This window comes from Megasphaera sueciensis, from assembly GCF_050219315.1.
Classification (GTDB): Bacteria; Bacillota; Negativicutes; order Veillonellales; family Megasphaeraceae; genus Megasphaera_A; species Megasphaera_A sueciensis.
This window is the reverse complement of the sequence record NZ_CP116939.1, coordinates 1,794,129-1,807,365: the sequence shown is the minus strand read 5'-3', so window position 1 is coordinate 1,807,365 and position 13,237 is coordinate 1,794,129. Positions and strand designations below refer to the sequence as shown.

Sequence of the window (13,237 nt, the reverse complement as noted above, 5' to 3'; positions counted from 1 at the left end):
ATATCGTTATTCCTCCAAGCTGTTTTTACGTTCTTTTTTATTCATACCCATTGCATAATATATTCCAAGAAGTACACCTATCCATATTACAGTAGAGATAATTCCAATACGTGTATTTGAATTAAAAAATGCTGAGAAAAGAACAACGCCAAAGAAAGCTAAGACGCACCAATTTGCATAGGGATAAAAGGGCATTTTAAATTTTAAATTTTTGACTTGTTCCGGAGATAATTGTTTACGGAAATTCATTTGGCATACAATAATAATTCCCCATGTTAGTATTCCTGCGAATGCGCTGACGCTGGTAATGATTTCAAATACAGAGGCAGGTACAAAATAGTTTAAAGCTACTCCGATAAGCATAAAAAGTACAGATATTTGAATGGCTCGTGCAGGTACTTTGCGTTTATTGACTTTTCCGAAACATTTAGGCGCTTTCCCCTGCAAGGATAAATTATACAGCATGCGGCCTGTGCTATAAATACCGGAGTTACAGGATGACAGTGCGGCAGTAACGACAACAAAGTTGATAATATTTGCAGCACCACTGATGCCCACTTTTTCAAAAACTAAAACGAAAGGACTTCCTGCATGTCCAATTTGGTCCCAGGGATAAATGGACATAATAACGAGTAAAGCACAAATATAAAATAATAAAATTCGATAGATTACTTTATTAATAGCTGAAGGTAACGTATGTTCCGGATTTTGAGCTTCTCCGGCAGTGATTCCTATGACTTCTATGCCGACGTAGGCAAACATGATCATCAGCAAGGTGTCAAAAACTCCGGTAAAGCCGTATGGCATAAACCCTCCATGAGAAAAAAGATTGCTGATGCCGATAGCGACTCCGCCGTTGCTGAATCCAAAGAAAATCATAGCACAACCAATAACAATCAGAAAAATAATTGTTACAACTTTTATCAAAGCAAACCAAAATTCAAATTCTCCGTATGCTTCTACAGCAATCATATTTACACATGTCATAATAGCTAATGCAGCTAGGGCAGATATCCATTGCGGCATATCTGGCAACCAGAAATGAATATAAATTCCGACGGCTGTGACTTCAGCCATACAGGTAACAATCCATACGTACCAGTAATTCCAGCCGGTGATGTAACCCATTAAAGGGCTTAAAAATTTAGATGCATGAGCGCTAAACGATCCGGATACAGGATATTCGAGAGTTAACTCTCCCATGGCACGCATAACGAAAAAAATTGCAATACCGCCAATCAGATACGCTAGTGTAACAGCTGGTCCTGCCTTTTCAATACTCGAGGCAGATCCTAAAAACAAACCAACGCCAATAGCACCCCCTAAAGCAATTAATTGAATATGCCGTTCTTGAAGACCTCGGTGCAGATCTTCATGCATTGCATCCACTTTGGGCTGACTATTTTGATCCATGTTTGTTCAACTCCTTATGTATAAAATTATATCGAAAAATTTCAATATATTGTCTTGACCGATACGTTTTCCCCTTTTGTTATTTATCAAGATGGAAATTGTGATTTTGTTTGAATTTGTGTGATTTTGACATACATAGTAACCCGACAAGATACTATACAAATAGTATATATTTAATCCTTTAAATATTCACGGCATGTTGTTATCGTTCCGTTGCGCATATATACACGAGGTACTCGCCTGGCAAGCATGCAAATAATTTCATAATTGATGGTACCTACTGTATTTGCCAGTTCTTCCACGGGTAGTTCTGCACCTTCTTGCTTTCCAAATAATACTACTTCATCACCTATTTTGACATTGGGAATATTTGTTACATCGATCATGCACTGATCCATACAAATAGAACCGACTTGTTTTGCCCGTTTTCCGTGTACTAAAACATCGGTTTTATTAGATAACATTCGTGTATATCCGTCGGCATACCCAATCGGAAGAGAGGCGATACGTGTTGGCCCGGCCGCGATAAATTTTCTCCCGTAGCTTACACTGTCCCCTTTTTCAATGGTTTTTATATGATCAATACGGCATTTTAACGATATCACTTTCTTTAGATTAAACCGGGTAATATCCACTTCTGATGAGGGAGCTAGTCCATACATAATGATGCCGGCACGTACCATTTGGTCATGATATTCCGGTAAGTCCAATATGGCGGCACTGTTACAGCAGTGTCGGATTCGGATGGATACTTGTTCTTCTTGGAGACGGTTACACACACTTTTAAATTTTTTATATTGTTTTCTTGTAAATGATTTGTCTTTTGTATCAGCAGATGCAAAATGTGTAAATATGCCTTCCAAAATAATATTAGGTAATTTACTGATTTTTATTATTTCTTGGATGCTTTCTTCTGTAGGTTTATATCCAATGCGTCCCATGCCGCTGTCGATTGCGATGTGAAGACTGACTGGTTTGTTTTGCCGTACTGCTTCATCAGAAAATGCTACAGCGTCTTCATAGTGGAAAATAGGAGCATCAATTCCGAAATTGATTAGTTCCTCGGCTCGGGAACCGGACGTAGGGCCGAGAACCAGTATTTTAGCTGTAATGCCGGATTGCCGTAATTCTACGGCTTCATCAAGCACAGCTACTGCTAACCTGTCAGCTCCGTTATCCAGCAGTTCTTTTGAAACAACAGCAGCACCGGTACCGTAAGCATCTGCTTTTACCACGGCGGTTACTAATGTGTCGGAGGAGACGATACGACGTATTTCCCGCATATTACTGTCTAAAGCGTTTAAATCAATTTCGGCCCACATAGGCCGCCTTTTTCTCATATCCAGCATAATTTACCTCCATCAATCATAAAACCAGTTGGAATAGTCTATGTCGTTGAAGATTGCCAAAAAAGCTGAAAACATGATTCACTGGTATCTTTTGTTTTCAGCTTTTCAGCACCTGCGACAATTGTATTACAGTATTTGTTCTACTGGTGTATAAGCCAGACCGAGTGCATCGGATACAGCTTTGAACGTTACTTTTCCTGCAACAGTATTAAGACCTTTTGCTAATCCCGCATCATCCTGTAATGCTTTTTTCCAGCCTTTATTCGCAATGCTCAATGCATATGGCAATGTGGAATTTGTCAGGGCGATAGTTGATGTACGGGGGACGGCACCGGGGATATTGGCTACGGCATAATGAATGACGCCGTGTTTAACATAAATAGGATCGGTATGTGTTGTGATTTTATCACAGGTTTCTACACCACCGCCCTGGTCAATAGCTACGTCTACAATTACAGAACCAGGTTCCATTGTTTTTACCATAGCTTCTGTAACAACTTTAGGGGTCATAGCACCCGGAATTAATATGCAGCTGACGAGTAGGTCTGCTTTTTTTACCCATTGTGCCGTGATGTAGGAGTTAGATACAACAGTTTCTATTCTACCGCCAAACATATCATCTAAATAGGCTAACCGTTCTGGATTCATATCAAGAACAGCAACTCTGGCACCCAAACCAACCGCCATTTTGGCTGCATTTGTTCCTACTGTGCCACCACCAATAATGACTACTTGACCCGCTTCCGTACCAGGAACTCCGCCTAGGACAATACCTTTGCCACCGTATTGTTTTTCTAGATATTGGGCACCTAGTTGTACAGCCATTCTACCAGCTACACGGCTCATTGGGGAGAGTAACGGTAGCGTGTTGCTTTTATCACGAATCGTTTCATAGGCGATACCTACAACCTGGTGATCTAATAACGCTTTTGTTAATGCCGGTTCGGGAGCAAGGTGTAAATAGGTAAAGAGTATTTGGCCTGAATGGAACATGTCATATTCCGGTGGTAGCGGTTCTTTTACTTTGACAATCATGTCGGACTGATCAAATACTTCGCGTTTAGAAAGAAGTTTTGCGCCGGCTTCTTTGTAAATGGCATCTGAAAAACCGCTGCCTTCTCCAGCACCTTTTTCAACTAATACAGTATGTCCTGCAGCTTTTAGTGCATGGCATCCTGCGGGAGTTAATCCAATTCGAAATTCGTTGTCTTTAATTTCTTTTACTGTACCTACGATCATATGAATCCCTCCAATAATATAATAAAGTTCAGTGAATACATACCGTTCCACCTGTATAAATATATGAAATAATTATGCCAAATAAGAAAGCCCATAATTACAGGTTTTACAATATAGATTGGACATAAAAGTTTCCAATAGATGGAAACTTTTATGTCCAATGGTATCTAATCATTCCACTAAATCATTTTTTTGAGAACTTTAAGTTATATTTGTGCATTTTCTTTATAATGGCTGTATGAGACATTCCTAACGCATGTCCCAGACTGCGGGAACTATGGTAGTGTTTCATTGCATGGACTAATATATCATATTCTAAATGAGATATAGCTTCTGACATTGTAGAATGAGCGCGTTGTGCAAAAAGTTGTGAAGTATCACGTTTAAAATCGGAGTCAAAGACAATGTGTTCTTGCAAAATGATGGTACCGGTAACTAAATTTACAGCTCTTTCCATGACGTTTTCCAGTTCCCGGACATTACCCGGCCAGTCATATTGCATTAATTTTGACATAGCGGTTTCACTGATCGTACATACGCTTTTTTGCAATCTAATAGAAAAATGCTGTAAAAAATTCTGTGTTAGCAGTGAGATGTCTGCACGACGTTCTCGCAAAGGCGGAACGTATAGCGGGATAACATTTAAACGGTAATATAGATCCTCTCGAAACTTGCCGGTATCAATCATTTTTTTTATATTCTGGTTCGTAGCGGCAATGATTCTGACATCAATAGGATGTTCTTCTAAACTTCCGATTCGTCTAACTGTCCGTTCTTGCAGTACCCGTAGTAGTTTGGCTTGTAATGCCATAGGCATTTCACTGATTTCGTCTAAAAAAAGTGTGCCGCCATCAGTAAATTCAAATAATCCAGGTTTGCCATTTTTGTCGGCACCTGTAAAAGCACCTTTGGCGTATCCGAACAATTCGCTTTCTAGCAGTGATTCCGGGATAGCAGCACAATTAATGGGCACAAATTTTTCTTGTGCTCGCGAGGAAGACATGTGGATTGCCCGTGCAACAAGTTCTTTCCCAGTTCCTGTTTCTCCTTGGATAAATACGGTAGAGGTACCGGCGGCAATTGTATTGATAGTATCCACAACCTGCTGAATTGCGTTGCTTTGATATACGATATCATGAAAAACATGTGGTTTGCTGCTAGTAAAGGAAGCAACTAATTTGCGGACTTCGCCGATATCCTTAAGAAGCGCCACGGCACCGTTTATGTTTCCTTCAGTATCTACAATAGGCCGCCCGCTTGTTAAATAATGACTGCTTGTTTGTTTTAGAATTATTTCCCTGTTATCATATGTTGTTCCCTGTTTTAAGGTTTCCAATAACGGAAGGTCGGCAGGAAATATCTCTGTGAATTGATGCCCAATAACCGTGTGATATGGCGAGCGAACGATTTTTTCAGCTACCGGATTATATTGTGTAATACGTTGATTGCTATCAATAGCTATAATACCATCACTTATAGAAGAAAGAATAGCATGTAGCTGTTGAGTTAGTTGTTGGCGAGGCATGTAATGTACTTTTTGTACAGCAATGATACCGGGAATGTTTTTCAGTTTATTGAGTACTAATTTCATTTTATCAGCGGGTAATTGTTCGATTTCTATATATAATGAATTAAATTGAGCTTCCATAGATACAATATTAATATGATGAAACGCCAATATTTTTGATATGTCTTGTGCTAACCCGATTCGATCTACATTAGGGAGTTTAAAGCATATTGTTTCCATGATATATTACCTCCTCATAGGATTTGTGTTTTTTTTTGATGAAAGCATTGAATTAGATTAAATAAACAGAGTAAGCATTTAAAAAAAGTAGTACAATTAATGAAAAGAATGAATAATTATAGGTATGATAAGAGTATATGCAAGTATGCTAACAATAATAAAGATAAGCAGGTATATAAAAGAGTCTGAATAATACACTGGATATTTTTATATTTGGTGAAAATATAAAAGATTTGATGGTAATATAAGTGGAGAATCTTTGTATGTATGAGTCCAATCTCAATTATACGGATCGGTAGGCTGTTTGACGTTATTTCCGATATTATAATGATTAACTAAATATATGCAATTATTGTGCCAGTAATTGGGAAGTGAAGGTAGTGCTGAAATAATTATGTAAACCTTTGATCTGATATTAGGTAAAATAAAATTAGAATAAGAGATATTTCCTTATGGTAAGTAATGAAAATGGTGTTAAAGACATGAATGATGTCCACGGTTTTGTCAAAATGCATTGATACGTAAATTAATTTATATAACCCATGTGATTAAAAATTTCAACCATCAATTGTGAAAAGTATCCAAAACAAAAAGTATGTTTGTTTTGGATACTGATTTGATAAAATTATTGTATTTAACAACAATGAGCATCATTGTATAGGGGCAATGACTATTCTGATGGTGGTACGCTACACAAAAATTTCCACATTCTCGAAATGAATTAGTAAAGATATTTTTAATATGATTGGAAACTTATGTGTCCAATCATATCCGTTTATTCCAGCAATGCATATTGGAATAAACGGATGTTTGATGACTATATTCTTGATAGATGCTTTTTGTATAATAGCAATTTGTTTCATAATATGATATAACAATAAAATTATTAGTTTACACTAAAGAAAGGGGATCTATATGAAAGCATACCAAGTAAAAATTGAAATCAAGAATTCGCATCCACCTATTTGGCGCAGATGTGTTATTCCTTCTAACTTTACGTTTTCTCAATTATCTGTTGTATTAAATATGATAATGGGGTGGAGTGGAAGCCATTTATCTGATTATGAATTTCGTAAACAACGCATATCTATTTCCGAAGAGAAGGAGGATGCCGACTTTATTTGGGGGGGATATCAACAATTTCAGTCACAAGACACATACCTTCGCGATTTTATAGAAGGGGAAGAATGGTTTACGTATACCTATGATTTTGGTGATCAGTGGGAGCATCGTATCACGTTAGAAAAAGTAGTGATTGATTATGATAAGCCGTATCCTTGCGTATTGAAATATAAAGGAAACTGTCCACCGGAAGATTGTGGAGGTATTGATGGATATTATACAGTATTGCAATCTAACAATACAGAAGAACAATTGGAAGATAATACGATAGATTATAATATGGACGATGTAAATGAAGAACTAGAAGAAACTTGCTTCCTAAGGCCCGAGAAAGTAGAAAAGCGGGATGAGCAGTCTATATATAGGGATTTTGATAATGGAACGTTGGGACTTTTTTCTAAGATAAGTCATAAAAAAAGAAGTCATCAACCAAGATGTGCATCAAAAACACTTGATCAATTAGTAAAGTTTTTGGAAAAAGAATCATGGACAGAAACATTACGAGGACAAAATACGTTAGAAGAAAATTTGCGGCAATATGATAAGGAAAGTTTGAAGTGTATTGCTGATGACAAAAAAATTATTATAAAATCTCATGATACAAAAGAGGGTATAGTACAGAAAATTATCAAAGTCATGATGAATCCAAAGGTCATAGAAACATATTTATTATGTATGAAGGATGACGAGGTAAGGAATGTGCAAAAAGCAGCTGTTAAGAAGACACTGTTTGTGAATATGAAGGAAGACGATTTTCCCGTATTATATGCAGGAGCATATGCCGCTTATGCTGATGGATGGGGAATTGCAATACCTGTAGAGATTACCAATCGACTTAACCAGATGTATACGCAGACTTTTGTACAGCGGAGAATACGGTGCTGCTGGTTATTGGATTGTATGAAAGTTGCAACAGTATTATATGGTATTGTGCCGATACGAATTTTGATGACGTTATTTAATCAACATAAAAAGTATCGGACGACTAGTAACGCGCTGATCGAAGAAATAAAGAAGATTCCGCAAGATATTTTCCCTTTTGTGTTGGAGGGTACTACTATTTATACAATTATGGCTGGTATAGACGATGACGTATTGTTGAATGCGCAAGACGACAAACCTTTTTATATTCCGTCCATTAAAGAGATTGAAGATTTAAGCTGTTCGTACATCCCTGATTCACCTTACATACGTAATTTGGAGCATTGTTTCTTACAAGTGTTTCATTACCCAGAGGATGGTTTACTGGATTTAGTTAGTCATATTTACACGATGTCCCTATATGATGACTCTCTTAAGACGATGTTGGATTTCTTGGAGGAAGAAGGTATCATACTAACGGATGATACAGGATTAGAAGTATTAACACGGGCACTTGTGGATCTTTCCAATCATACACGAAAACTGGTAAATCGTGGATTTATGCCTGTGGAATTATCAAACTATCATATGAATGATAAAAATTCCAGTCCTCATCCATCTAATATTATTTATGTTAATGACTGGAAACATGGTAAATAAATTTTTTAGAAATTTTCAAGAAGATTAATTACTGGTAATGAATATAAAATAGAACAATAAAAACAGCTATCATAACGGATATTTGTTGATGATGGCTGCTTTTTTGTTAATTTGGAACTGCGTTAATTAAGGTATATAGTGAAATAAAACGGTTTCTTATAGGTGAATATCCTTTGCTGGAATCCGAAATAAAATTGGAAATGGATGTTAGCATCGTGCTTTCTTGTTTAGTATTAATAGTTTTTTGCAGGACGTGGACTGCTTTGACTAAACTTTCCACGGCAGTATATTCTTCCGGGCAATGACTTTTCCCGTTCCTGCTGGGGATAAAAAGCATGGCGGTTGGTACTTTATGTGAAATGGGCTGCGCATCATGACCGGCACCGCTGCTTATTGTCATATAGATATAATTGGTTTTCGATATGCCGATTGTAAATATTTTTGCAGCTGCTGTTAGTGGGTCATGACGCATGAGTATTGGCGTTGTACTGGCACGATTGATCCGATTACATAGTATTATTTGATAGTAATGAAGTATGAAAATACAATCGACAATTCCCAAATCACATTTTTTTGATCCAGTATGGAATCTTGTTCGATAGGTACTTCTAAAAACAACGTATTTCATCATATCTTGCAGCATTTTTTCCAGATTATGACTGACTATTGTGTTGGTTATACTAGAATCTTCCCCTAAAACAAAGATGTAATTATTATATTTGCTGAGAGGTATTGTTGTCATGTGAATATGGTAATTTGGCATTTGAAAATATGTTTTTTGACAGATGACGAAAGGCTTCTCCTATAGCTGGAGTGTATGTGGACGTTTGTTTTTTCTAATTCAATAGCCGCAGCGCAATCATTACGCCCATGCCGATTGCTAGTGTAATCATGATGTTTTTGCTTTTATAGGCGGCAACGGCAGCGGCTATCCCGGCGATAAGGTAATGATTTTGCAGAGAAAAATCTACCTTTCCCTGCGGCAAGAGTAATGCAGGCACAATTAATGTGGTTAAAATAGCAGTGGGGATATGCTTCAGCCATCGTGCCAAGGAGGAGGGCAGGCCTTTTTGATTTACTATGGCGATACAACTGAAGCGGGTGATAAAAGTTACAGCTGCCATGGCAATGATGATATAGAATATTTCACTTCGCATATTTTTTTGCTCCTTCCAACAGACTCGCAACTAATACGGAACCTAGACAAGATGCTATCATATATAATTTTCCGGGAAGATAAACAGCACCTATGACTGCCAATATGGCAGCGGTAATACTGACGGTAATACTAACAAAATCTTTCAGACGGGGGAGCAGCAGGACTAAAAAGGTTGCCGGCATGGCAAAATCAAGACCCCAAGACAGGGGATCGAGAATGTAACTTCCCGCTAGGACACCTGCCAAAGTAGAAAGATTCCATATGATATAAAAACAAAGGCTTGTTCCCAGTTGATAGGAGAAACTGTAACTATGCCGGTATGTATGGCTGATTGTTATAGCATAAGATTCATCGGTCATTAGAAAAGATAGAAGTAATTGCTGCGGGCGTGTTTGATTGCTCATGTAAGGCGCCAAGGAGGCACCCATCAACATATGCCGTGCATTGACTAACAGCGTCGTTAATGTAATAAGGCCGATCCCGGTCAAACCTGTACCCAGCATAGTAATTGCGATGAATTGAGCAGCTCCTGCAAAAACAAGTAAAGACATGAAAAGTGTTTCAGATGGAGTAAGTCCGGCAGTAAGTCCTATGATTCCGCACGTAATTCCGAAAGGAATTATGCCTAATAGAAGTGGGCATCCATCTAGGATTCCTTGCTGAAAATCTGCATCAAAGAATCGGAGATTGGACAAAAATATAGTGCGTTTACTATGCATGAACATATCTCTCCTTACGTAAATTAATGTAGTAGCTCATAGTATAACATTGTCATTTTATACACACAATGTTATAATTGTGTGCAATACAATTTGGAAGGGTGAATGGGTGTATGCCAATCAATTCTTTTGATGATTATCCTATGAGTTGGAAACCTGATATTGAAAAGCGTATGGGACCTCTTTATAAAACAATTGCGCAACAATTGGAAGATGATGTCCGGGAAGGGATTTTGACTCCGGGTACACGATTACCACCGCAGCGGGAATTGGCGGATTTTTTGGATATCAATGTAAGCACTGTTTCCAGAGCATTTAAATTATGTGAACAAAAAGGTATTATTTGTTCGACTGTCGGCAATGGTACTTTTGTTGCTTCCGATGCGGCGGCTGATCCGTTTTTATTGTCTGAAAAAAAATTGTCTGATATTATTGAAATGGGTCCAGTTTTTCCCTCGAAGAATAGTAACGAGATTATTGCTGCACAGATGGAAAAGATGATTACAAAACCAGATTTTCCAGAACTTTTCCAATATGGACGAATTAACGGAACGCTGTGGCAAAAGGAGACAGCAGCAAAATTAATATGCCGGGCTGGCTATGATGTACAATCATCCCAAGTATTGCTTGCCAATGGAGCACAAAATGCTATTATGGCTGTGTTAGCGGGTCTTTTCCATGCAGGAGATACGATCGGTACTTGTGAATTTACATATCCGGGTATAAAAACGGCGGCTAACATGCTGGAAATACGTTTATATCCTATCCCGTCGTGTGATGATGAGGAAATAACTGCTGAAAACTTGTTGTATGCTTGTAAGAATGGCAATATAAAGGGACTGTACGTTATACCGGATATGAATAATCCTACGACACATACCTTGTCGGAAGCCAGTAGAAACGCAATTGCTGATATTGCCAGGAAGGAACATTTGATTGTAATTGAAGATGCTATTCACAGCCTTTTGTATGATACGCCGCGTATACCGATTGCAGTGCGTGCTCCTGAACGAACCGTATATATATCAAGCCTTTCTAAAGTTATTTCACCAGGGCTGCGGATGGCATTTTTGGCTGTTCCTGAAAGCTTCAGGCAGAAATTAACGGAAGCGTTATACAATATGAATATTTCCGTACCTCCTATGATGGCGGAGCTGGTGTGCCAGATAATCGTATCGGAAGATGCAGGAAAAATCATAGAAGAGCATCGTAATGAAAACAGACAGCGAAATAACATTGTAGACCGATATTTGAAAAATTATGATGTTCGCGGCGTACCAGAAGGAATCATGCGTTGGCTTATTCTGCCATCACATATTACAGGAGAAGCTTTTGCAGCAAGTGCATATCAGCAAGGCGTGCATGTTTATGGGGCTGAGTGTTTTGCTGTAGGAAATGCGAAATCTGTAAATGCTGTAAGATTGGCTGTAGCGGCACCGGGAACACGTGAACAGCTGGCTGACGGAGTGCAACTCATTAAAAAAATGTTGGATGAAACATGTGCAGATTATTAATCAAGAAACTGTACATACGTCTATAAAGAGCTGAGCATGCAATTAAATTATTAAAGCAGCATATATATTTTTGATAATACTATGGCAGATAGTGGTATGATATAATAATGATGTAATTAAAATTGAGGTGAAACAGGAATGACGGATACTATATATGGAGAATATGTCCCGGCACTGGAAGCCGTGTTGAAGGATCTAGTAAGACGTATCCAAGAATATAATGAAGAAGAGAAAGAACAAAACGGAGAAGCAGCATATGAACATTTGATTTACCGTCTTAAATCACAGGAAAGCATGATGGATAAATGCCGACGCAAAGGATTGCCGCAAGTTCCGCATTCGGCTGTACATGATATACGGGATGCAATCGGACTCCGGATTGTCTGTCGGTTTATTGATGATATTTATGTTAATGTAAATCATATTAAAGCGTTTACAGAATGCCGTGTTGTTCAAGAGAAAGATTATATCAAACAGGTTAAGCCGAATGGATATCGCAGCTATCACATGATTATCGAACTGACAGAGCCATATAAGGATGTAGACGGGGAAAATCCGGGACGTTTTTTTGCAGAAATACAAATCAGGACGATTGCTATGGATTCGTGGGCCAGCTTGGAACATCAAATGAAATATAAGCATGATATCCAGAATCCCGAAATGATAGTACGGGAATTGAAACGATGTGCAGATGAACTGGCTGCTTGTGATGTATCTATGCAAACTATACGAAATTTGATTCATACGGGGCAGTAGAACTAGAGGAGTGTGAATAGGATGAGAATATTGCTGGCAGAAGACGAACACGATATGTCGGCAGCGTTAACGGCTATATTGCGTCATTCCGGATATGAAGTAGATGCTGTATATGATGGCGCGGCAGCAGTAAATAAAGCACAGGAAAATACATATGATTGTATGGTTTTTGATATTATGATGCCTAAGATGGATGGTGTTGAAGCGTTGAAGCACTTACGAGGCAACGGGGATGTAACTCCGGTCATTATGTTGACAGCTAAGGCTGAAATTGATGATCGAATCAGTGGTCTTGATGCAGGTGCAGATGATTATTTGACAAAACCGTTTGCTATGGGTGAATTATTGGCACGTATCCGATCCATGACGCGCCGCCTTAGTTCTTTTACGCCGACGAAACTTTCTGTAGGTGCCGTTGCTTTGGATGTGGAAGAACAGGAATTATCTTGTAAAAATTCTATCCGTCTGGCTAATAAAGAAACGAAACTTATGAAATTTTTTATGCTGAACGCTGGAAAAGAACTTTCAACAGAATTGATTTTTTCGCATGTTTGGAAAAATGAAACGGACGTAAATAAGACTATCGTTTGGATATATGTATCCTATCTGCGGGAAAAATTGGAATCCATTGATGCTGATATTCAGATTGTGGGGGAGAAGGGCAAAAAATTTTTACTGATAGAAAGATGAAAGTCAAA

General features: G+C 38.2%; 11 protein-coding genes. 4 read left to right on the top strand and 7 right to left on the bottom strand.

What is annotated here, in order from left to right:
* Positions 1-6: 6 nt before the first annotated feature.
* The 4 genes from NXG62_RS08665 to NXG62_RS08650 form a co-directional block, all read right to left on the bottom strand.
* Positions 7-1,413 carry an amino acid permease gene (locus tag NXG62_RS08665; protein WP_427112041.1) on the bottom strand — a complete coding sequence of 469 codons (1,407 nt, stop codon included), beginning with the start codon at positions 1,411-1,413 and terminating at the stop codon, positions 7-9.
* 173 nt (positions 1,414-1,586) lie between these two features.
* On the bottom strand, positions 1,587-2,762 hold the full coding sequence (gene alr, locus NXG62_RS08660; RefSeq protein ID WP_427112040.1) for an alanine racemase: 1,176 nt from the start codon (positions 2,760-2,762) through the stop codon (positions 1,587-1,589).
* Between the two features lie 126 nt (positions 2,763-2,888).
* Complete coding sequence (gene ald / locus NXG62_RS08655; RefSeq protein ID WP_427112039.1) at positions 2,889-4,001, bottom strand: alanine dehydrogenase; 1,113 nt, start codon at positions 3,999-4,001, stop codon at positions 2,889-2,891.
* A 184-nt stretch (positions 4,002-4,185) separates the two neighbouring features.
* Complete coding sequence (locus NXG62_RS08650; protein WP_427112038.1) at positions 4,186-5,748, bottom strand: sigma 54-interacting transcriptional regulator; 1,563 nt, start codon at positions 5,746-5,748, stop codon at positions 4,186-4,188.
* Between the two features lie 915 nt (positions 5,749-6,663).
* Between NXG62_RS08650 and NXG62_RS08645 the strand changes: the two genes are divergently transcribed.
* Positions 6,664-8,391 (top strand): plasmid pRiA4b ORF-3 family protein, encoded by a 1,728-nt coding sequence (locus NXG62_RS08645; protein WP_427112037.1) that lies wholly within the window; start codon positions 6,664-6,666, stop codon positions 8,389-8,391.
* A gap of 106 nt (positions 8,392-8,497) precedes the next feature.
* Here NXG62_RS08645 and NXG62_RS08640 read toward each other — a convergent pair whose 3' ends face one another.
* The 3 genes from NXG62_RS08640 to NXG62_RS08630 all read right to left on the bottom strand — a co-directional run bounded on the left by NXG62_RS08640 (position 8,498) and on the right by NXG62_RS08630 (position 10,269).
* Positions 8,498-9,022 carry a M20/M25/M40 family metallo-hydrolase gene (locus NXG62_RS08640; protein WP_427112036.1) on the bottom strand — a complete coding sequence of 175 codons (525 nt, stop codon included), beginning with the start codon at positions 9,020-9,022 and terminating at the stop codon, positions 8,498-8,500.
* 205 nt (positions 9,023-9,227) lie between these two features.
* Entirely contained in the window at positions 9,228-9,548 is a 321-nt protein-coding gene (locus tag NXG62_RS08635) for an AzlD domain-containing protein (RefSeq protein WP_427112035.1), read from the bottom strand.
* Positions 9,538-10,269, bottom strand: coding sequence for an AzlC family ABC transporter permease (locus tag NXG62_RS08630; protein WP_427112034.1), 732 nt, complete (start codon positions 10,267-10,269; stop codon positions 9,538-9,540). The genes NXG62_RS08635 and NXG62_RS08630 overlap by 11 nt, the downstream gene beginning before the upstream one ends.
* 113 nt (positions 10,270-10,382) lie before the next feature.
* Between NXG62_RS08630 and NXG62_RS08625 the strand changes: the two genes are divergently transcribed.
* From NXG62_RS08625 to NXG62_RS08615, 3 genes are all read left to right on the top strand, one after another.
* Positions 10,383-11,783 (top strand): PLP-dependent aminotransferase family protein, encoded by a 1,401-nt coding sequence (locus NXG62_RS08625; RefSeq protein ID WP_427112033.1) that lies wholly within the window; start codon positions 10,383-10,385, stop codon positions 11,781-11,783.
* A 138-nt stretch (positions 11,784-11,921) separates the two neighbouring features.
* Entirely contained in the window at positions 11,922-12,539 is a 618-nt protein-coding gene (locus NXG62_RS08620) for a GTP pyrophosphokinase (protein WP_427112032.1), read from the top strand.
* Between the two features lie 21 nt (positions 12,540-12,560).
* The gene (locus NXG62_RS08615; RefSeq protein WP_427112031.1) at positions 12,561-13,229 is read left to right on the top strand and encodes a response regulator transcription factor; all 669 of its coding nucleotides are present in this window, start codon (positions 12,561-12,563) and stop codon (positions 13,227-13,229) included.
* The last annotated feature ends 8 nt before the right edge of the window (positions 13,230-13,237 follow it).